We start from the raw sequence: 20,826 nt of genomic DNA on the forward strand, positions 1-20,826 counted from the left end.
GGAGACCCAGATGTCCCGGTCCTGGCAGTCCCCACTTTCCCTGCCGATGAACAGGCGCGGTTTCCTGGCGGCCGGCGGGGCGACCGCTGCAGCCATCGTGTTGGGCGCGTGTTCGCGGGAGGAACCCGGTGCACGGACAGAAATCGGCCCAGGCTCCGATGCCGTCCGCGCGGCTGAAGACAGCCGCAGAGCCGCCGGCTCGGTGGTTCGTGCGGTGCGCTTGCGAGCCGAGCCGACAACAGTCGACCTCGGCGGTGTCACTGCGCGGACTTGGACCTACGGCGGACGGCTACCGGGCCAGGAGATCCGCCTGGCCCGGGGCGAGGTGTTGCGGGCAGAGATCGCGAACGCACTTCCGGCACCCACGACGATCCACTGGCACGGAGTAGCGCTGCGTAACGACATGGACGGCGTTCCGGACCTTACCCAGTCGCCCATCGCGTCCGGTACGACCTTCCAGTACGAGTTCACGGTCCCCGATGCAGGGACGTACTGGTTTCACCCGCATGTCGGTGTGCAGTTGGATCGGGGTCTTTACGCACCTCTGATCGTCGAGGACCCCGCCGACGGCAGCGACTACGATCTAGAAGCGGTCGTCGTGCTCGACGATTGGCTCGACGGCATCGATGGCCGTGATCCGGACCAACAGCTCAAACAGCTGCTCGACCAGGGAATGGCGGGCATGGATATGGGCGGCATGGGGCACGGTGAAATGGGTTCCGGTGCGTCTGCGCCGATGCAGATGCCAGCGGACCCGAATGCGCCGCTCGGCACAGACACAGGCGACGTCGAGTATCCGTACTTCCTGATCAACGGAAGGCTCGGTACCGACCCGGTCACTCTGACCGGTCGGCCAGGTCAGCGGATTCGACTGCGCATCATCAACGCGGCCTCCGACACCGCGTTCCGGGTCGCGGTCGGCGGACATCAACTGCGCGTCACCCATAGCGACGGATTTCCGGTCGAACCGGTCACGGGCGAATGCCTGCTCATCGGCATGGGTGAACGCTACGACGCCATCGTCGAGCTCGGTGATGGCGTCTTCCCGCTGGTCGCCGCAGCCGAAGGAAAAGCCGGCCAGGGTGTCGCGCTCATCCGTACCTCCGCGGGCGCACCACCGCCGGCCAACGCGCGCCCAGCCGAGCTCACCACCGCACCCATCACTGCCGGCCGCCTCACCGCCGACGAATCGGTGCGCCTGCCGAAGCGCACCCCGGACAGGACGCTCGACCTCACCCTCGGCGCGGACATGACCGAATACAAATGGACTATCAACGGGAAGGCTCACCCGCAGCACACACCGCTGGATGTCACCGAGGCACAGCGGGTCCGCCTGCGTTTCATCAACAAGACGATGATGTTCCATCCCATGCACCTGCATGGCCACACCTACCAAGTCGTCACACCCGCGGGAACCGGGCCCAGAAAAGACACCTCCGTCGTCCTGCCGATGCAGACCGTCGAAGTGGATCTCGACACCAACAATCCGGGCCAGTGGCTGGTTCACTGTCACAACGTCTATCACGGCGAGGCCGGGATGATGAGTGTGCTGTCCTACATCCGGTGACGTGGCCACGGCGCCCACCGTGGTGGTGGGCTATCCACTTCGCGGACCTTATGCGGATTCTCCCGCGTGGCACGGCGTTCCGGACTCTCAGGCGATCGTGATGGTGGACAGCTCTTCCATCAGAATCTGCAAGAGACGGCAGGACCAGCGAAAGAACTCGCCCACCGTAGCTGGGCCCGGCGCAAGCTGCGTTCATCACGGTATCCCAGACGAGCAGCGACAGCCCGCTGCGGCAGTGCCCGCTCCATCAGCCGAGCCTGTTCAGCACGCACGAGATCGACCTCGGCGCGCCAGCTTGTGCCTGCCTCGTCGAGACGACGTTGCAGCGTGCGTGGACTTATATGTAGTCGTGCGGCCACCTCTGTCAACCTCGGCGGACCCGCCGGCAAGCTCGCCGCGATCGTCGCCCTTAGTAGTGCCCGCCAGTCGCCGACCACCTGCGCGCCGCCAAGGAGCAGGTCGGCATGGCTACGCAGGATTTGCGGCAATCCCGGCCGCGGATGAGCCACTGGCGCCAAGGCGTCCGCGGCAAAAAACGTGATCGCGTTGTCGGGCTGCTCGTAATCGATCCTGGTTGTGCCGAGCAAGTCGGCAACTTCCCGATAGGCCGCGCCTCGGGGCGCTCGATGGGCGAAGCCGACTCGGACCGGAACGACTGTCCGCCCCGCCGCCTCGACGACACGCCGAGTCAACACACCAGCGGCGAATTCACCTACCGCTCCGGCCAGTTCGGGCTCCAGATCGCGAGACCGGTGCCGGACGACAACCAAATCTCCGTCCACGCGAACCTCGAGGCTTTCCCGGTCGGCATCGGCGAGAACTGCGAGATAGGTTGCGGCGTCGCGCAGTCCATCGAAGACCGTAAGGCCAGCGGTCAAGAGCTGATCCCACACGCCCAGCTCCCCAGGGACAGCACGGCTCGCCAGCTCGAGGCCCGCCCTCCCCCGCCCGCTGGCCTGGACCAGATATTCCCAGAGCAGCGTCGCGGATGCGGTTGCGACTCGGTTTCGGTCGTCACGGAGAGCCTCCGCGCTGGTCCCTGGGACGATGGCGCGACCGCTACCCGTGAGACCAGCGTCGCGAACCGCAGCGACCAGCAGCCTCATGATGGCGGTGGACACAGTTCCACTCGGCGGCTGCGGCGGCAGGCCTCTTGACGTGTTATGTCCGGTTTCTGGCATGTTCACGCGCCTCCGACGCGTACAGCGGCCTCTACGGTGAAATCCCAGCCCGATGAGGGTGCACGATTTTCACGGAGGACCTGCTGCAATGGAGATCAGCTATTCGACGTCAGTCGGCGAATACGCGATTGCGCTGAGCGTGGAAAGGGAACGTACAGGCTCAGTCCTGGAAGTCACGGTCACGCGAGCAAGTAGACCGGTCACCGACTTCGAGGGGCCGGTGCGGCTGTCGGTTCACCACGGAAATGTTGTAGTGCCCACAGAGCCATTGCTGATGACTGTGCGGCGGGATCTGCCACCACGCATACGCTTTCGCCTCAGCACTCGTTTTCCGGCCGGGTGTCGATTCCAGCTGACGTTCACACACGACGGGCGTACGTACATCGCCGAACTCACCGCGCCGGCCGGCCAGCGCCCACAACACCGCGGCTGGCGCAGCAGTTCGTGTTTCACGGTACCGGCGGGCTGAGACGTCGGCATACCGACTCCAGGTCACCGGCCTGGGCGCAGTTCCGTTCGGCGCGCCTGGCCGTCAGCGCCGATCGATACAGCAGTACAGAAGAATGTCTCGGCCGAAGCCGGACGGAGCTCGCGTGGGAGGGCCACGAACCGAACTCGCAGTGGAGGTGACCTCGATAGGATCGAGCGCACCGGCCAGGGCGATACCCACCACATGTGGTACGGGCACCAGCCGACGATCACCAGCGGTAGGCAGCACTGCGACCTGATCACACAGTGGGGATTCAGACGCGCAGTGAGGGTGCAGGGGGTCGATGGCCTGGACAGCCACGGCCTGCGCATGCTCGAGGCTGTTGTCGTGCGGATGGTGCGGCGGTGGTCCGACTTCGACGAAGGCGCCCGCAATAAGTAGAACGACAAGCACGGTCTGCGTCCACATCACAGAAATCCGACCGCCCAGTCTCACCGCGACAACATAGCAAGCCGAGCGGCCAGGTGCCCTAATGCCAGCTGAATGAGGCTTCGTCCGATTACATAGCTTGCGTTCGGCTTCGATCACCAAAAGGCCGCCGACGGACACCGAGGGGATGTCCGAGTACGAATGGCAGGTTGCCCATCAGCTGGGCTTCAACGGGACGAAACTGCGACACGCACGGTCAGGCAGCACGCTCGGTCGTCGAAGTCATGAGATCGGACACGAATCCACAATGGTTGAGGCGTAGCCTGTAGCCCCCCGAGGGTGCGTACCCCTTCCCAGTCCCGATTCCAGCGATGAACGACCGCCAAGTTGCTCAACTAGTCCGGCCCGCGTGGACAGCATGGCCCGGGGATCCCGCCTGGTTCGTCCTGTTGACCAGGGCCTGGTTTTACGATTTTTCTACGATTTTCACGCGGGACAGCATAGGAGGTTGCGGGAACACCGAAGCAGCATCGGGATCCAGATATAGCCGTCTACCTGCGCGAATAGGGAAATAACGGGAATCGGTGAGCAATGTTGGCGACCTGCGGAAACGCTGTGCCGACTTCATGACCAGTAAAGGATAGCCGTCGGCGGCATACGGTTATTCCCGGCCGCTCGTCGCTCTCCATGGGAGAGCCGGGCCACCCAGCCGGATCGGGATTGCATACCCATTGATCGTGCCGTTGTTTAGCGGTACATTACTCATCGATAGATGGTTGCGGCTCGGCCGATCGGGCCGGCGATCACCACCGCCGGGCCGTTCGCGCTCGGCGACCACATCGAATGAGGTATTTCCGATGAGCCGAAACAAGCACCTGCACAGCCGCACCCGGCGCACGCTCGCTCGCGTCGCGGTGGCCTCTGCCCTTGCCCTCGCGCCGGTCACCGCGCTCGCGGTGCCCGCCTTCGCGACGCCTGTCGCGCTGGAGTCGGCCGATGGTCTCGACGCCGTCGAACGGCCCGGTCATGGGCGTCATGGTCACGGACACGGCCATGGGCACGGGCGAGGCCACGGGCATGGCGGACACGGGAGCTGGAATCGCGACCACGACTGGAACCCGGGCCGGCACGGCAGGCACGACTGGGATCGCGGCCACCACGGGCGCGGATACTTCCCGCTGCCGTCCACCGGCAGCGCGTTCTGATCCAGCCTTTCGCCATCCGTCCCGCCGGAGCGCAACGTTCAATCACTGCTTGAATCACTGATTGAACCGTGCTCTACTCGGTGTCATGAGTCGAGTCGACACCGACACCCGAGAGCGATTGCTCTCGGCCGCCGAGCGCCTGCTGCTCGAGTCGGGCTATGAGCGGGTATCCATTCGTGCGGTGTGCGCCGCGGCCGAGGTGAATCCGGCCGCGGTGCACTACCACTTCGGATCGAAACAAGCGCTGGTAGCGGCGCTGTTGCAGAGCAGGCTCGGGCCGCTGTGGCAGACGTCGCTGGACGATCTGGCCGGGCGTGCAGCCACCGTGGCCGAATGCGTGGACGCGGTGATCGACCCGCTGGTGCGACTGGCCGATGATCCGATCGGCCGGCTGCACATCCGACTGCTGGCCCGGCTGGTGCTCGGTCGCCAGGACATCGGCTGGACCGCGCGCTGGTTCACTCTCGACCCCTTCGCCGACCTGCTGCGGCAGCAGTATCCGGCGCTGTCCACCCAGGAGGCCCGGGCGCGCTGGATGCTCGCCTTCGATCTTGTCCTCGGTCAGTTCGGTTCGCCGCTGGCCGAGGATCGTGATCTGTCCCCGCAGGCGGTCGCTACGCTGCGGGCGTTCGTGACCGCGGGCCTGTGCGCACCGGTGGTGCCACGATGACCACGGTGTTCTCCCCCGCCCGGCTCGGTCCGATCACCCTGCGCAACAGGGTGATCAAGGCGGCGACGTTCGAAGGCCGCACACCCGACGCGCTCGTCACCGATGATCTGATCGCATACCACCGCGCACCCGCCGCCGGCGGCGTCGGGATGACGACGGTCGCCTACTGTGCGGTCTCCCCCGAGGGCCGCACCGACCGGCACCAGATCTGGATGCGCCCGGAGGCTGTACCGGGCCTGCGCAGGCTCACCGAGGCCATCCACGCCGAAGGCGCCGCCGCGAGCGCGCAGATCGGGCATGCGGGGCCGGTGGCCAATGCCGCGTCCAATCGCTTGCCCGCGCTCGCGCCGGGGCGGATGTTCAGTCCGCTGGGCATGGCGCGCACCGTGCGCCCGGACGCCGCCGAATTGCAGCGGGTGGTGCGCGCCTTCGCCGACGCCGCCCGCACCGCCGAAGAGTCCGGATTCGACGCTGTCGAACTGCATTTCGGGCACAACTATCTGATCAGTTCGTTCTTCAGCCCGTTGCTCAACCGCCGCCGTGACGACTACGGCGGCAGCCTGGCCAACCGTGCCCGGCTGGCTCGTGAGGTCGCCGAGGCAGTGCGGGAGGCCGTCGGCGGACGGATCGCGGTGCTGGCGAAATTGAATATGGACGACGGCGTGGTCGGTGGGCTGCGGCTGGAGGAGAGTTTGCAGATCGGGCGCTGGCTGGAACAGGACGGCGCCCTCGACGCCCTGGAGCTCACCATCGGCAGCTCGCTGCTCAACCCCATGTACCTGTTCCACGGCGAGGCCCCGCGCAAGGACTTCGCCAAGGCCTTCCCCGGCGTGATGAGCTGGGGCATGCGGTTGGGTGGACGATTCTTCCTGCGCGAATACCCCTACCGCGAGGCCTACATGCTCGATCTGGCCCGCCAGTTCCGGTACGAGCTGAAGATGCCGCTGGTCCTGCTCGGCGGTATCACCACCGCCGAGACGATGCAGCGGGCGATGGATGAGGGATTCGAGTTCGTCGCCATGGCGCGGGCGTTGCTGCGTCAACCGGATCTGCTGCTACGGATTCAGCAGGACGCGAACACCCCGTCGCTGTGCACGCACTGCAACAAGTGCATGCCGTCGATCTTCAGCCGGACGACGTGTGTGCTGGCCGGGCCGGATCAGCTGGTGGCGCGGTGAATCCATCGTCGATCGACAGCCGCTGACCGGATAGGCGGCCGTGGCGCACTTCTCGGTGACACGGGATCCAGCGCGGGGCGCGGGCTTGCGGCGAGCCCGCTGTGCGCGGGCGACAGCCGCGCGTGCTGCGACGGTTTCCCGGTGTGCGCTCGCTGCGTGCTCACCCTCGCACAGCCGTCACTTGCTCGGCCGTCGCCGCGAGCGCCGACCGGCACGACGCGCGCCGGGCCGGCCCACGGCGACGGACGGTCGCTACACCCCCGTGACAGCGTGCACCTGCTCCGTCCGCGCGACCGCATCGGCCAGGTGCGAGGTCGCCGCCGCGAGCGCCGAGCGCGCGCCATCCGACAACTCCGGAGCGCGCATCAACTCTTCGCACCGCCGCGCCAGCTCGCGCCGGTCGGTGCCGGGCTGCTGGATCGGTTCGAGCACGACCTCGGCGACGATGCCGCGCGAGCGCAGGATACGCCGGGCCGAGGTGGCGAACGTATCGTCACCGACGAATCCTGTTGCGGTGCACGGTTCTCCGTGCGCGTCGAGGTAACGCAACCGGATCGGCTGGACCGGAGTGCCGGTGTCGACGGCCGCCTGGAACAGCGCCGGGCGCAGCTTCCCGTAGGCGCGCCCACACCAGGTGGTGCCCTCCGGGAAGGCCGCGACCCGCTCACCGGCGGCGAGTCGCTCGGCGATCTGCGCGACGACCCCCGGCAGCGCCCGCAACCGCTCCCGCTCGATCGGGATGATCCGCATCAGCTCGGCGAGCCGGCCGAGCATCGGCCAGTCGATCAGATCCGCCCGCGCGACAAAGCCGAGCGGCTGCACCGCGGCCAGCACCACCACATCGGACCAGCCGATATGCCCGGCGACCACCAGCACACCCGCGCCGGGCGCGGCGTAGCGTGCCGGCCCCTCGATGCCGCGGTTGTCGATCACGCGCAGTCGGATACCACAGCTACGCAGAACCGCGCGTGCGTACTCGCGCTGCAACCACTCTCGCCGGCGCGCCGGGGTGAGCACGTGGGCAGCCGGGTAGCTGGCCAGCAGCCCGGCCAACCGCACCGCACGGCCGGCCACCCGTGCCGAACCAGCGGTATCGACGGCCTGCACACATCCGGGGCCGCAGGGACTGATCGGCATCCAGGAATGGGCGGCGGTCGCGGGCGGGGCGTCGAACACCATGACCGCTCACCGCCCGCTGTCGAATCCGGCGGCGGCGCCCTGCAAGCGCTCCAGATACCGGGTGTTGATGGTGTCCAAGCCGAGCAGGGCGACGAAGTCGGCGACCGCGAAGTCGGGATCGTGGGCCGGTTCACCGCAGATCTCGGCGCCCAGCCGCAGGTAACCGCGCAGCAGCGGCGGCAGCTTGGGGCGCGCGGGCGGGGTGAGCTCGTCGAGCGTCTTGCCGTCGACCACGACCGGCCGATACGGATCCACCCGGCGCTCGGGGTCGCAGGCGTGGCGGCCGAGCAGCAGATCGCGCACGCCGCGCACGTTCACCCCGGCCGGATCGTCCGGGTTGTCGCGCATCGGCACCGATACGCAGCCCATCACCCACTCATAACCGGTGAGCTGGATGTAGTGCAGGATGCCTGCCCACATGAGGGTCAGCACCGAGCCGTTGCGGTGCTCGGGCACCACACAGGCGCGGCCCATCTCCACGATCCGATGGCCGGTGGGATCGAGGCGGGTGAGGTCGAATTCGGTGGCGGTGTAGTACCCGCCGGCGGCGGTGACCTTGTCCGGCGGCAGCATCCGGTAGCAGCCGACGAACTGTTCGGTCAGCTCGTCGCGGACCAGCAGGTGATCGCAGTGCTCGTCGAAGCGGTCGGCGTCGAGTCCGGTTCCGTCGTCGGGGATCTCGAAGCCGGGTTCGGCGGCGAAGACGTCGTAACGCAGGCGCTGTGCGGCCGTGCGGTGCTCGGTATCGGAGGAGACGACCAGTGAATACCGAGACCGTTCCACCCCGGTGTCCGTCGGTCGAGCCGGGGCTGTCAACACGGACGTAATAGTCATATCCGTTATGAGGCCAGCCGCAGACTGCGCCGGAGCGTCCGCCGAGTGTCGCGTGTATGCCCGTTCGGTGAACGAGACGCCCGTCACACCCGGCGTTCACCGCGACGTCGACGAGCGTTCCCTGCGCCGTCGGCCGGACACAACCGATCGCGCTGTCCCGGTGCGGGACAACGCGATCGTGATGGGGTATCGAGCCTGGTCAGGCCGCTATGGGCGGCTGGTGGCCGACCGCGGGCCGGTCCTTGTCGATCTCGGCGAAGCCGGGACGGCCGTTGCCGGTGAAGGCGACCAGCCAGCCCATCACCGCCATGAACCGGTTACGGAAGCCGACCAGATAGAACAGGTGCACCGCCAGCCACATGTACCAGGCGATCAGCCCTTTGAACTTGATCTTGTCGCTGACCTTCGCGATGGCGCTGCGCCGGCGGATCACCGCCATGCTGCCCTTGTCCCAGTACTCGAACTCGGTGCCGGGCAGCTTCTTGCGGCGAATGATGTCGGCGGCGTGCCTGCCTTCCTGCATGGCGACCGGCGACTGGCCCGGGTAGCCCTTCAGCGAGGTCATATCGCCGATGGCGTAGATGTCGGCGTAGCCGCCGACGGTCAGGTCCGGGTTGATCAGCAGCCGTCCGGCGCGGTCGGTCTCGGCGCCGGTGGCTTCGGCCAGGATCTTGGTGAAACCGCTGGCCTGCACACCGGCCGACCAGACGACGGTCTCGGCGGCGATGCGGTGTTCGACGCCCTGCTTGTCCTTGACGGTCACCTTGCCGGGTTCGATATCGGTGACGAACGTGCCGAGCAACACCTCCACCCCGCCCTTGGTGAGCGACTGCTTGGCGTATTCCGACAGCCCGCCACCGAACGGCGGCAGCACCTCACCGGCACCTTCGACCAGGGTGACCGACACGTCCTGGTGGTAGTAGCGCTTGGCGAGCTCGGCCAGCTGGCCCGCCACCTCGACACCGGTCGCACCGGCGCCGACGACCACGAAGCTGAGCAGCCGCTCGCGGGTCTCCTTATCGGCGTGCTTCGCCTGCGTGAAGACGTGGTCGATCTGCGCGCGTAGCCGCTTGGCGTCGTCGATGGTCTTGAGCGCGAAGGTCTTCTCGGCGAAATCGTCACGACCGAAATACGACTGATTGGCACCGGTCGCGGCGATCAGCGAGCCGTAGCGGATGCGGCGCGGCCCGTCGGCGGTCTCGTAGACGAGTTCGGCCGCGTCGGGATCGATCGCGGTGACCTTGCCCAGCCGGACATCGGCCTTCTCGTGCCTGCGCAGAATCGAGGCGATGGGCGGCGCGATCTCATCGGCGGCCAACACGCCGGTGGCGACCTGGTACAGCAGCGGCTGGAACAGATGTTCCGGCGTGCTCGAGATCAGGACATAGGGCACGCCCGATTTGGCCAACTGCTTGGCCGCGGCCAGGCCACCGAAGCCCGAACCGACGATGACGACTTCGACGAACTCCGGTTCCGCAGCCTGTACGGCTTTTGTATTACGCATCCTCACAACACCCCTGTTGATCATGACAGCCTGTTCATCATGAAGAACCGTTATCAGGAGTCGAGATATTTCACCCGTCAGGGCGCATAATTGAGATGACTCTTATCTGAATCGCTAATTAATGGAGGTAACGGTGGAGCTGCGCCAGCTCACCTACTTCGTCGCGGTGTGCGAGGAGCTCAGCTTCAGCAGGGCCGCGAGCCGATGCTTCATCTCGCAGTCGGCGATCAGTCATCAGATCGCCCGGCTCGAACACGACCTCGGCGTGCAGCTCTTCGAGCGATCCACCCGATCGGTCGTCCCGACCGACGCGAGCACCAGGCTACTTCCGCTGGCCAAGCAGATGCTCAGTCTGGAGTCTGCCATCCGCGCGGCCGTGCGCACGTCGCGCCCGCGCATCCGGCTGGCGGCGAACATGTCGTTCGCGACGCGCTCGCTCTCGGCGATCGCCGGCGCCCGCGACGCGCATCCCGGCGCCGAGATCGAGTTCGTCATCAAACCCTTCCGCCAGCGTATCGCCGCCGTCGCCGACGGTGACTGCGACCTCGCGCTGATCCGCGGCAGCGTGGACCAACCCGGGCTGACGGTGGAACAACTCTGGGTGGAGGACCTGATGATCGCCACCGCGCCGTCGCATCCGCTGGCCGGCCGCACCGACGTGACACTGACCGAACTCAGCTCCTACCCCTTGCTGTTGCCGCCGGAATCCGAACAGGTCCTGCTGCACAACGTGGTGCGCGCCGCCTTCGCCGACCAGCCCGCCGGCCCGACCTATGGCCCGCCCATCCCGCCGGACCATACGGCGACCATGGAGCTGATCAACCATCCGGACGCGTGGACGATCCTGTACGCCAACAGCCCCACCGAAGGCATCGCGACGCTGGAGTTGGCGGGTCATCCGTTGCGCGTGCCGGTCAGCGCCGTGCTGCGGACCGGAGCCCGCCGCTCCGCCATCCTCACCACGCTGCTCGCGGCTCTGCACTGCGCCTAGGTTGCGGACAACACGAACGCGACGGCGAGGTGACGCTCGAGCACCGCGCGCTCGTCCTCGTCCTCGATCGCCCACACCACCTGTTCCATCGCGCGCAGCAAGGCCCAGCCGCGAGCACGCTCACGGTCGACGCCGAGCGCATCGGCGGTCCGGGCGACCATCTGCCGCGCGTCGGCACGGTTCGGGTCGCTCTGCACCTGTTTGAGGATCAAGAATCCGGCGTCGAAGGCCGCCTCGCCCAGATACGGTTTCGGATCGATGAGCAGCCACGGCTCACGTTCGGCGGCAACGATATTGCCCAGGTGGGTGTCGCGGTTGACGATCAGCAGCGGGCCATCGCGTTCGGCGAGCTCGGCGCACCAGCGGGCGGCCTGGTCGAGCAGTGGCGCCGGGAGCGCCGCGGCGATCTGCGGATCCTCGGGCCACCGCGCCCATTCGGCCACCAGGCCGGCGGCCGACGGCGGCGTCGGATATCCGGGAGGTAGCTCGCCGGGTTCGCGGCGCAGACGCCGGTACAACTCCGCGGCGATCAGCACCTTTCTCGCGTTCTCTGGCTCACCTTCCAGCGGCGGAGTCGGCTGGCACAGCAAGGGATCACCCGGCCGTGCCCACTCGAGGAGCATGGCACCGCTGCCGGGATCGAAGTTGTAGAGCCGGATCGCGCCATCACCGTCGTACCAGTGCAGGCCGGCGGGCTCACCGGCGTTCTCCTCGTCGACGAAGGGAACCTTCAGCACCGCGACGGAATCATCGCCGCACCGCACCGGCGCGACGAACGAATGAGTGCCGCCGCCGAACGGTGCGCCGATCAGCTCGAGGTCCCAGTCGCGGCATCGGGCCGTCACGAGTTCCGGCAGGGCCGCGAGCCAGCGCTCGCCCTCCTCGTCGAAGAAATCGCGGACCGATTCGGCCACATCCGGCGGCAGTGCGATCGTCACGCTGTCAGCCTGCGGTGCGGTTGTGCACCAGGCAAGCGAATTCCGCGCGCTCGATCCGAGCCAGGGACATGCGGCCATGACAGCCCGGAAAACACCCGTGGCCCCGGCTGTTTCCAGCCGAGGCCACGGGTGGCATTCGCTCAGCGCACAGGCATTCAGCCCTTGTGCGACTTGACCGCTTCGGTCAACTGCGGCGCGACATTGAACAGGTCGCCGACGATGCCGTAGTCCGCGATCTCGAAGATCGGAGCCTCTTCGTCCTTGTTGACCGCGACGATGGTCTTCGAGGTCTGCATACCGGCGCGGTGCTGGATGGCGCCGGAGATGCCGAGGGCGATGTAGAGCTGCGGGGAGACCGTCTTACCGGTCTGGCCGACCTGGAACTGGCCCGGGTAGTAGCCGGAGTCGACGGCGGCACGCGAGGCACCGACGGCGGCGCCGAGCGAGTCGGCCAGCTCCTCGACGACCGAGAAGTTGTCGGCCGAACCGACACCACGGCCACCGGAGACCACGATGGCGGCCTCGGTGAGCTCCGGCCGGTCACCGGCGACGACGGGCTCGCGCGAGGTCACCTTGACCACGCCCTCTTCCTGCGCCGGAACCTCGACGGTCACCTTCTCGCCGGCACCGGCCTGCGGGGCGGCCTCGATGGCACCGGGGCGCACCGAGATCACCGGCACGTCGCCGGTGGCCTTGGCGTCCACGGTGAAGGCGCCACCGAAGATGGAGTGCACGGCCGAGCCGTCGGCATTGATGCCGATGACGTCGACGAGCAGACCGGAGCCGATGCGCGCGGCGAGGCGGCCCGACACCTCCTTGCCCTCGGCGGAGGCGGCGACGATGACGGCGGCGGGCGAAGCGGCCTCGACCAGGCCGGCCAGCACGTCGACCTTCGGGGTCACCAGGTAGTTGTCGACATCGTCGGACTCGGCGATGTAGATCTTCTCGGCGCCGGCCGCGGCGAGCGCGTCGGCCAGCTTCTCACCGGTACCGGCGGTGCCGAGCACCACGGCGGACGGCGAGCCCAGGGTCCGGGCGGCGGTGATCAGTTCGGTGCTGACCTTCTTGACCGCACCGTCGGCGTGCTCGACGAGCACAAGTACTTCTGCCATTTGTTCTCTCCTGTGTCTATTGGCAGTGTTCGTACGCCCTGCGTGGTTACGCTCCGCGACCTCCCGCGGGCGCTGAACTCACACTGCGGCAGCCTCGTACGAGCGGGATCAGATGATCTTCTGGCCGATGAGGTACTGGGCGATCTTGGTGCCGCCGTCGCCCTCGTCGGCGATCTTCTCGCCCGCGGTGCGCGGGGGCTTCGGGGTCGAGGCGGTGACCGCGGTGCCGGCGTTGGCCACACCCACGGTGTCCGGGTCGATACCCAGGTCGGCCAGGGTGAAGGTCTGCACTTCCTTCTTCTTGGCGGCCATGATGCCCTTGAAGGACGGGAAGCGCGGCTCGTTGATCTTCTCGGTGACCGAGACGATGGCCGGGAGGGTGGCCTCGAGCTTGAACACACCCTCGTCGGTCTCGCGCTCGCCGGTGATCTTGTCGCCGTCGACGGTCAGCTTGCGCAGGTGGGTGAGCTGCGGGATGCCCAGGTACTCGGCGATGATCGCGGGCACGGCACCGGCGCGGCCGTCGGTGGCCTCGTTACCGGCGATGACCAGCTCCACGCCTTCGACCTGGCCGAGCGCGCCGGCCAGCACCCACGCGGTCTGCACGGCGTCGGAGCCGTGGATCGCCGGGTCGTTGATGTGGATGGCCTTGTCGGCGCCCATGGACAGCGCCTTGCGGATGGCCTCGGTGGCGCGGTCGGGTCCGGCCGACAGCACGGTGACCTCGCCGCCCTGCGCCTCCTTGATCAGCAGCGCTTCCTCGACGGCGCGCTCGTTGATCTCGTCGAGCACCGCGTCGGCGGCCTCGCGGTCGAGGGTGAAATCACCATCGGAGAGCTTGCGCTCGGACCAGGTGTCGGGAACCTGCTTGATGAGTACGACGATGTTCGGCATCGGTCTTCGTCGACCTCCTGTTCTGGGTACACGGGTATGGGCGGTCGGTCGCACGATCCGGCGGGCCGTACGTCCATGTGAGTCGCTCAGGGCGTGACACTACCCTACGTTAAGTTACTCGTGGGTAACTTACTCCGCGAGGGTCCTGAACACCAGACCGGAAACAAGTTCACCCAGCCGTACCAGTAACGTCGGACCGATGAGTGAGGCTGTGATTCCTGCCGCAGTAGGCGAACCGGCACCCATGACCGCCGCGACGCCGGGCGCACTCGACCCGCTGCCGCTGACCGGCGAGCGCACCGTGCCTGGAATCGCCGAGGAGAACTACTGGTTCCGCAGGCACGAGATCGTCTACGCGCGGCTGCTGGACCGCTGCGCCGGCAAGGTGGTGCTCGAGGCGGGTTCGGGCGAGGGCTACGGCGCCGACATGATCGCCGGAGTCGCCACCCGGGTGATCGGGCTCGACTACGACGCGAGCGCGGTCGAGCACGTACGCGCGCGCTACCCGCGCGTGGAGATGATCCAGGGCAATCTCGCCGACCTGCCACTGGAGGACTCTTCGGTCGACGTAGTGGTGAATTTCCAAGTGATCGAACACCTTTGGGATCAGTCGCAGTTCCTGCGCGAATGCCTGCGGGTGCTGCGGCCCGGCGGCGAACTGCTGATCAGCACCCCGAACCGGATCACCTTCTCCCCCGGTCGCGACACCCCGCTCAACCCGTTCCACACCAGGGAGCTCAATGCCGCCGAACTCACCGAACTGCTGGTGCAGGCGGGTTTCGAGGTGTCGGTGATGACCGGTGTGCATCACGGCGAAACGCTGAAAGCGCTGGACGCCAAGCACGGTGGCTCGTTCATCGACGCGCAGATCGAGCGCGCGCTGGCCGGTCAGCCCTGGCCCGCCGAACTCACCGCCGACGTCGCCGCGGTGACCATCGACGATTTCGCCCTGACCACCGACGACATCGATGCGAGCCTGGATCTGGTGGCCATCGCGGTGAAGCCTTGACCGGCACCGCCGCCGCCGTACCGGGCCAGTTCACCCTGGTCCTGCATTCACACCTGCCCTGGCTGGCCCATCACGGACGCTGGCCCGTCGGCGAGGAATGGCTGTACCAGTCCTGGGCCGCGTCCTACCTTCCGGTCGTCGAGGTCTTGAGAACCCTTGCCGCCGAAGGACGTTCACACCTGCTGACGCTCGGCATCACGCCGGTGCTCGCCGCCCAGCTCGACGATTCGCACTGCCTGGCCGGGATGCATCACTGGCTGGGCAATTGGCAGTTGCGCGCCGACGAGGCCGCGATGGCGGGCAATCTCGCCCTCGGCCGCCATGAGCACCGGCTGGCCGCGGCCGCGCTGGCGGAGTTCGAACAGCACTGGCGCCACGGTGCCGCACCGGTGTGGCGGCAGCTGATCGACGCCGAGGCGATCGAGCTGCTCGGCGGCCCGCTGGCGCATCCGTTCCAGCCGCTGCTCGATCCCCGACTGCGCGAATTCCAGCTCACCGAAGGGCTCGCCGACGCCCGGTTGCGCTGGGGCCACACCCCGTCCGGAATCTGGGCGCCCGAATGCGGTTACACGCCCGGCATGGAGGTCGGCTACGACGCCGCGGGTGTGACGCATTTCATGGTGGATGGGCCCGCCCTGCGCGGCGATTCCAGCCTCGGGCGGCCCGTTCGCGAGTCCGACGTGGTGGCGTTCGGCCGCGATCTCCAGGTCAGCTATCGGGTCTGGTCGCCCAAGTCGGGCTATCCGGGCCACAGCGCCTACCGCGATTTCCATCACTACGACCACGCCACCGGCCTCAAACCGGCCAGGGTGACCGGCAAATCGGTCGCCGGGCCGGACAAGGCGCCCTACGACCCCGATCTGGCTGCCGCCGCGGTGCGCGCCGACGTCGACGATTTCGTCGCCACCGTGCGCGAACGACTGATCGGCGAATCCGAGCGGATCGGCCGGCCCGCGCTTGTAGTGGCAGCCTTCGACACCGAGCTGTTCGGGCACTGGTGGCACGAGGGTCCACAGTGGCTGGCGCAGGTGCTGCGGGCGCTGCCCGAGGCGGGCGTCACCGTCGGCACGCTGGCCGACGCGCGCGCCGGTGGGTATGTCGGCGAGCCGGTGCAGTTGACCGATTCGTCGTGGGGCTCGGGCAAGGACTGGCGGGTCTGGGCCGGCGATCAGGTGCGTGACCTGGTGGAACTCAACGACGATATCGTCGCGCTCGCACTGGACACGGTGGACAAGATGCGCGCGCAATCCTCGGCGACCGGCCGCGACCAGGTGGCCGATCAACTACTGCGCGAAGCCATCCTGACCGTGTCCAGCGACTGGGCGTTCATGGTCAGCAAGGACTCCGCCGCCGGGTACGCCCGGGAACGCGCACATCAGCACGCGCACGCCGTTCGCGAAATCGCGGCGGCCGTCGGGGCCGGTCAGCTCGCCAAAGCACGGCAGTTGGCGGCAGGATGGGGGGCGGCCGACGGATTCTTCCCGGCCCTGGACGCGCGCCGATTGCGCGCTGCCACCTCAGAAGGACATACATGAAGATCTTGATGGTGTCGTGGGAGTACCCGCCGGTCGTCGTCGGCGGGCTGGGCAGACACGTCCATCATCTGGCCACCGAGCTCGCCGCGGCGGGCCACGAGGTGGTCGTACTGGCGCGCCGTCCCACCGGCACCGATCCGTCGACCCATCCCACGCACTCCTACATCGCCGACGGCGTGCTGGTGGTCGCGGTCGCCGAGGACCCGCCGTTCTTCGATTTCGGCGAGGACATGCTGGCGTGGACGCTGGCGATGGGCCACGCCATGGTGCGCGCGGGCGTCGCGCTGAACAAACCGGGCATCGGCGAGGGCTGGACACCCGATGTGGTGCACGCCCACGACTGGCTGGTCGCGCATCCGGCCATCGCGCTGGCCGAGTACTACGACGTGCCGCTGGTCTCGACCATCCACGCCACCGAGGCCGGACGCCACAGCGGCTGGGTCTCGGGCCGGGTGAACCGCCAGGTGCACTCGGTGGAGTGGTGGCTGGCCAACGAATCCGACGCCCTGATCACCTGTTCGGCCTCCATGCAGGACGAGGTGGAACGGCTCTACAACCCCGACCGCATCCCGCTCACCGTTATCCGCAACGGCATCGACGTCGGCGCCTGGACCTTCCGCCCGCGGCCGCCGCGCACCGGCCCGCCGCGGCTGCTGTATGTGGGCAGGCTCGAATACGAGAAGGGCGTGCAGGACGCGATCGCGGCGCTGCCGCGGATCCGGCGCGCTCATCCGGGCACCACACTCACCATCGCCGGGGTCGGCACACAGTTCGAATGGCTGCGCGAGCGGGCGCGGGTGCATCGAGTGGCCCGGGCGGTCACCTTCGCAGGCCAGCTCGATCACACCGAACTGCTCGGCTGGCTACACGGCGCCGACGCCATCGTGCTGCCGAGTCGCTACGAACCCTTCGGGATCGTCGCACTGGAAGCGGCCGCGGCGGGCACCCCGCTGGTCACCTCCACCGCCGGCGGGCTCGGTGAAGCGGTGATCGACGGTGTGACCGGAGCGTCCTTCGAACCGGCCGACGTGGACGGACTCGTGCAGGCGGTGCGCGCGGTGCTCGACGACCCGGCCGCCGCGCAGGAACGCGCCTACGCCGCCCGCGAACGCCTGACCGCCGATTTCTCCTGGGATGTGGTGGCGGCCGAGACCGCGCAGGTGTACCAGTCCGCCAAGCGGCGGGTCCGGACGCCGCTCGGACGCCCGGTGATCACCATGCGTCCGCTGCCGGAACGGGATCCGAACCAGCCGGTCTGACCGGTCGGCTCACCGCTGCGGCGCGAAAACGAAGATCTCGCCGATCTGCGTGGCCACGACCACCTCGCCGTCGGCGCTGACCGAAGTGCCGGTCGTGGTGCCACTCGCACCGGGCAGCACGTCGGAGTCGAGGGTCCGTCCGGTCTCGGTGTCGAAGGTGATCAGGTTGAGGCCTTCGCCGATGGCCGCCACCGTGTAGCCGGTGTGGCCCGCGGTCTGGGCGGGCGTGCCGCGGTGGGCGAGATCCTTACGCTCCCAGGCCTGTTCGACAGTGTCGCCATGGTCGCGCAGGGCCAGCAGGTAGCCGTCGTCGCCGGCCGGGATGATCAGTCCGTCGCCGGAGACGGAGATGCCGCGACGCGGGGTCCACTCCAGCTGATGCACCCATTTGGTGCTGCCCTCGACGGCGTCGACGGCGATCAGCCGGTCGCTGTTGTCGCCGACGTAGACCGTGCTGCCGTCCGCCGACAAGGCCGGGCTGGTGGCGCTGCCGCCCTCGAGCATCTCGGCGCTCCACAGTTGCTCGATCTCGCCGTCGATGTAGCGCAACGCCACCAGGGAGGCCCTGGCATCACCCGGACGCCACACGGTCGCGTAGAAGCGCCCGGAGTCGGTGTCGATGGGCGAGACGTTGGCCACCGCGCAGTGCGGACCACCGGTCGGGCAGTCGGCCAGGCCCTCACCCGACGGCGGCCAGCTGAGAGCGGGAAGTTCGAGATGATCGGGCTGGCCGAGCAGCTGCGTGGTCGGGACAAGCCGCTGACCGGTCTGGCGCGACAGCACATCGATCTGGCCGGCCTGGGTGATGGTCAGCAGATTGCTGTCGCCGGTGAACTGCAACGAGACCGGCACGCCGGCCACCGCGGTGCGCCAGCGCGGCTGGCCCAGGTAGTTCATCGACGTCACGCCGCTGTCGTCACCGACATAGACATTGGTGAGGCCGTCGATCAGCGGCGGCGACGAGACGGCGTTCGGCCCCAGGGGGTTACAGAACCGTTTGCGACCGGTGGGCATCTGGAAGGAGAAGATATTGCAGCCCGACGGCGTACGGGTGGTGACGAACATCTGGCCCTCGGCCGCGACGCTCACCGGGGTCGCGATCGGCCCGCCCACCGGGCGTGACCACGTCAGCTCGAGCGCGTGCGCACCGGTGACGGGGCTGGTACCGCTGTTGCGGGCGTCGTGATGGGCGCCGGGCCAGCCGAGGCCGGGGCCGACGGTGATGTCGTCGACATCGGTGCCGCAGCCGGTGAGCACCACCGTGCCCACCGCCAGTAGCGCCGCCGCCGTATTCATCCGCAGCCGTGGCCGCCCGGATACAGCTCGTACGCTGCCGATTCGCACCTGCTGCTCTCCTTCACACGCGATCTGACGTGATCATCTCCCCGCGCGCCCGCGCGTGCCAGTGAGGTTAGCCGACGGGTATCGATCCGCTCGGGGCAGCACGTCAGTAGGCTGTGTGCGCGATAGGCGGACACACGACGGGAGAACAGTTCGTGACGAGCATGTGGGGCGCACCGTTGCGTTCACGGTGGCGGGGATCGCGGCGCCGCGATCCGCAGCAGGCACGCTTTCTCACCCTGGCCTCGCTGCGCTGGGTGATCGCCAACCGCGCCTACACGCCCTGGTACCTGGTGCGCTACTACCGGCTGTTCAAGTTCCGGCTGACCAACCCGCATATCGTGTTGCGCGGCATGGTGTTCCTCGGCCGGCGGGTGGAGATCCACGCGACCCCGGAACTGGGCCGGATGGAGATCGGCCGCTGGGTGCACATCGGCGACGGCAACGCCATCCGCTGCCACGAGGGTTCGCTGCGCATCGGCGACAAGGTGGTCTTCGGCAAGGACAACGTCGTCAACACCTACCTCGATATCGAGATCGGCGAATCGACCCTGGTCGCGGACTGGTGCTACATCTGCGACTTCGACCACAAGATGGACGACATCACCATGCCGATCAAGGATCAGGGCATCGTGAAGAGCCCGGTCCGCATCGGCCCGGACACCTGGATCGCGGCCAAGGTGACGGTGCTGCGCGAGACCCGCGTCGGACGCGGCTGCGTGCTCGGCGCGCACGCGGTGGTCAAGGGCGAGATCCCCGATTACTCCATTGCCGTCGGCGCCCCGGCGAAGGTGGTCAAGAACCGCAAGGCGGCCTGGGAGTCCGGTGCCGAACAGCGCGCGGCCTATCTGGCGGCGCTCGAAGACATCGAACGCAAGAAGAACGGCGCCCCGGCTCAGGCCTGAGCATCCGGGTCCGCCACCTGAGCGCCTGTTCCCGGCTGCGGGAGCGCACCGTTGTCGGTCCGATCCGTTACGGTCTGCCCCATGACGAGGTACGCGGCGCTGTTGCGCGGGATCGCCCCGATGAATCCGAACATGACCAACGACAAGCTCCGCGGCGTGTTCACCGGGCTCGGCTTCGAGGCGGTCGCCTCGGTGGTGTCGAGCGGCAATATCGTCTTCCGCACCGAGGAGTCCGACCCGGTCGAGCTCGAGGACCGGATCCAGCAGGCGCTCAACCAGGAGCTCGGCATTCCCGGCGGCACCATCATCCGCGATTACGACGAGCTGCGCACCCTGCTGGACTCCGATCCGTTCGAGGGCCTCACCCACGGCCGCGGCTCCTACCTGACCGCGACCTTCCGCAAGAGCACCAGCACGGAGCCGATCGAACTGCCCGACGCGCCCGATCCACTCACCCGCGTGGTCGGCTACGACCCCGCGGCACGGGTCTTCCTGTTCGTCGTCGACAACAGCACGCCGCGCACCGTCGATTTCATGGCGTGGCTGGAACGCACCTACGGCAAGGACATCACCACTCGCACCTGGCTGACGGTGCAGCGGGTGGTGAAGAAGATGGAAGCGATCGGCTGAGAACCCGGGCTGCGCGGCGATCATGCACGGGGCGT

General features: G+C 67.8%; 19 protein-coding genes and 2 pseudogenes. 12 read left to right on the forward strand and 9 right to left on the reverse strand.

The features are described from left to right. The first annotated feature begins 10 nt into the window (after nt 1-10). Nucleotides 11-1,567, forward strand: a complete 1,557-nt coding sequence (locus RJ05_RS17650) for a multicopper oxidase family protein (RefSeq protein WP_036538648.1) — start codon at nt 11-13, stop codon at nt 1,565-1,567. Between the two features lie 119 nt (nt 1,568-1,686). On the opposite strand, the gene RJ05_RS30055 is transcribed toward RJ05_RS17650, so the two are convergent. Then, on the reverse strand, nt 1,687-2,748 hold the full coding sequence (locus tag RJ05_RS30055) for an AraC family transcriptional regulator ligand-binding domain-containing protein (protein ID WP_081505459.1): 1,062 nt from the start codon (nt 2,746-2,748) through the stop codon (nt 1,687-1,689). An 88-nt stretch (nt 2,749-2,836) separates the two neighbouring features. Between RJ05_RS30055 and RJ05_RS30970 the strand changes: the two genes are divergently transcribed. Further along, nucleotides 2,837-3,217 (forward strand): hypothetical protein, encoded by a 381-nt coding sequence (locus tag RJ05_RS30970; protein ID WP_130917371.1) that lies wholly within the window; start codon nt 2,837-2,839, stop codon nt 3,215-3,217. A gap of 63 nt (nt 3,218-3,280) precedes the next feature. Here the strand turns inward: RJ05_RS30970 and lpqS are convergent, their stop codons facing one another. Beyond that, on the reverse strand, nt 3,281-3,646 hold the full coding sequence (gene lpqS, locus RJ05_RS33100; RefSeq protein ID WP_483244215.1) for a putative copper homeostasis (lipo)protein LpqS: 366 nt from the start codon (nt 3,644-3,646) through the stop codon (nt 3,281-3,283). Between the two features lie 818 nt (nt 3,647-4,464). On the opposite strand from lpqS, the gene RJ05_RS17665 reads away from it, so the two are divergent. The 3 genes from RJ05_RS17665 to RJ05_RS17675 all read left to right on the forward strand — a co-directional run bounded on the left by RJ05_RS17665 (nt 4,465) and on the right by RJ05_RS17675 (nt 6,660). Further along, nucleotides 4,465-4,812, forward strand: a complete 348-nt coding sequence (locus RJ05_RS17665; protein ID WP_036538594.1) for a hypothetical protein — start codon at nt 4,465-4,467, stop codon at nt 4,810-4,812. A gap of 85 nt (nt 4,813-4,897) precedes the next feature. Next, nucleotides 4,898-5,482, forward strand: coding sequence for a TetR/AcrR family transcriptional regulator (locus tag RJ05_RS17670; protein WP_036538596.1), 585 nt, complete (start codon nt 4,898-4,900; stop codon nt 5,480-5,482). Next, entirely contained in the window at nt 5,479-6,660 is a 1,182-nt protein-coding gene (locus tag RJ05_RS17675) for an NADH:flavin oxidoreductase (protein ID WP_036538651.1), read from the forward strand. The genes RJ05_RS17670 and RJ05_RS17675 overlap by 4 nt, the downstream gene beginning before the upstream one ends. Nucleotides 6,661-6,912: 252 nt before the next feature. Here the strand turns inward: RJ05_RS17675 and RJ05_RS17680 are convergent, their stop codons facing one another. The 3 genes from RJ05_RS17680 to RJ05_RS17690 all read right to left on the reverse strand — a co-directional run bounded on the left by RJ05_RS17680 (nt 6,913) and on the right by RJ05_RS17690 (nt 10,177). Further along, nucleotides 6,913-7,839 (reverse strand): lysophospholipid acyltransferase family protein, encoded by a 927-nt coding sequence (locus RJ05_RS17680; protein WP_036538597.1) that lies wholly within the window; start codon nt 7,837-7,839, stop codon nt 6,913-6,915. A gap of 6 nt (nt 7,840-7,845) precedes the next feature. Beyond that, nucleotides 7,846-8,673 carry a GNAT family N-acetyltransferase gene (locus tag RJ05_RS17685; protein WP_036538599.1) on the reverse strand — a complete coding sequence of 276 codons (828 nt, stop codon included), beginning with the start codon at nt 8,671-8,673 and terminating at the stop codon, nt 7,846-7,848. A 199-nt stretch (nt 8,674-8,872) separates the two neighbouring features. Next, complete coding sequence (locus tag RJ05_RS17690) at nt 8,873-10,177, reverse strand: NAD(P)/FAD-dependent oxidoreductase (RefSeq protein ID WP_036538600.1); 1,305 nt, start codon at nt 10,175-10,177, stop codon at nt 8,873-8,875. A 121-nt stretch (nt 10,178-10,298) separates the two neighbouring features. Here RJ05_RS17690 and RJ05_RS17695 point away from each other — a divergent pair. Continuing rightward, nucleotides 10,299-11,144: pseudogene (locus RJ05_RS17695) on the forward strand (LysR family transcriptional regulator); the annotation flags it as partial. Next, a pseudogene (locus tag RJ05_RS32900) lies at nt 11,135-11,179 on the forward strand (hypothetical protein); the annotation flags it as partial. The pseudogenes RJ05_RS17695 and RJ05_RS32900, both read left to right, overlap by 10 nt. On the opposite strand, the gene RJ05_RS17700 reads toward RJ05_RS32900, so the two are convergent. The 3 genes from RJ05_RS17700 to RJ05_RS17710 all read right to left on the reverse strand — a co-directional run bounded on the left by RJ05_RS17700 (nt 11,165) and on the right by RJ05_RS17710 (nt 14,112). Next, a complete protein-coding gene (locus RJ05_RS17700; RefSeq protein ID WP_036538604.1) occupies nt 11,165-12,106 on the reverse strand; it encodes an aminoglycoside phosphotransferase family protein in 942 nt (313 codons plus the stop codon). The pseudogene RJ05_RS32900 and the gene RJ05_RS17700 overlap by 15 nt on opposite strands. Before the next feature lie 155 nt (nt 12,107-12,261). Continuing rightward, the gene (locus RJ05_RS17705; RefSeq protein WP_036538605.1) at nt 12,262-13,218 is read right to left on the reverse strand and encodes an electron transfer flavoprotein subunit alpha/FixB family protein; all 957 of its coding nucleotides are present in this window, start codon (nt 13,216-13,218) and stop codon (nt 12,262-12,264) included. Between the two features lie 108 nt (nt 13,219-13,326). Further along, a complete protein-coding gene (locus tag RJ05_RS17710) occupies nt 13,327-14,112 on the reverse strand; it encodes an electron transfer flavoprotein subunit beta/FixA family protein (protein ID WP_036538608.1) in 786 nt (261 codons plus the stop codon). Nucleotides 14,113-14,356: 244 nt separating this feature from the next. On the opposite strand from RJ05_RS17710, the gene RJ05_RS17715 reads away from it, so the two are divergent. The 3 genes from RJ05_RS17715 to RJ05_RS17725 are packed head-to-tail and all read left to right on the forward strand — an operon-like array spanning nt 14,357 to nt 17,915. Next, on the forward strand, nt 14,357-15,121 hold the full coding sequence (locus RJ05_RS17715) for a class I SAM-dependent methyltransferase (protein WP_051016670.1): 765 nt from the start codon (nt 14,357-14,359) through the stop codon (nt 15,119-15,121). Further along, entirely contained in the window at nt 15,118-16,656 is a 1,539-nt protein-coding gene (locus tag RJ05_RS17720) for a 1,4-alpha-glucan branching protein domain-containing protein (RefSeq protein ID WP_036538612.1), read from the forward strand. Before RJ05_RS17715 ends, RJ05_RS17720 begins: the two co-directional genes overlap by 4 nt. Further along, nucleotides 16,653-17,915, forward strand: coding sequence for a glycosyltransferase family 4 protein (locus RJ05_RS17725; RefSeq protein WP_036538614.1), 1,263 nt, complete (start codon nt 16,653-16,655; stop codon nt 17,913-17,915). The genes RJ05_RS17720 and RJ05_RS17725 overlap by 4 nt, the downstream gene beginning before the upstream one ends. Nucleotides 17,916-17,924: 9 nt before the next feature. On the opposite strand, the gene RJ05_RS17730 is transcribed toward RJ05_RS17725, so the two are convergent. Further along, the gene (locus RJ05_RS17730) at nt 17,925-19,259 is read right to left on the reverse strand and encodes an outer membrane protein assembly factor BamB family protein (protein ID WP_306306396.1); all 1,335 of its coding nucleotides are present in this window, start codon (nt 19,257-19,259) and stop codon (nt 17,925-17,927) included. Between the two features lie 152 nt (nt 19,260-19,411). Between RJ05_RS17730 and RJ05_RS17735 the strand changes: the two genes are divergently transcribed. Both RJ05_RS17735 and RJ05_RS17740 read left to right on the forward strand, forming a co-directional pair. Next, on the forward strand, nt 19,412-20,161 hold the full coding sequence (locus RJ05_RS17735; protein WP_036538654.1) for an acyltransferase: 750 nt from the start codon (nt 19,412-19,414) through the stop codon (nt 20,159-20,161). A gap of 81 nt (nt 20,162-20,242) precedes the next feature. After that, complete coding sequence (locus RJ05_RS17740; protein WP_036538618.1) at nt 20,243-20,791, forward strand: DUF1697 domain-containing protein; 549 nt, start codon at nt 20,243-20,245, stop codon at nt 20,789-20,791. Nucleotides 20,792-20,826: the final 35 nt, after the last annotated feature.

Source organism: Nocardia cyriacigeorgica NBRC 100375 (assembly GCF_000308555.1).
Taxonomy (GTDB): domain Bacteria; phylum Actinomycetota; class Actinomycetes; order Mycobacteriales; family Mycobacteriaceae; genus Nocardia; species Nocardia cyriacigeorgica.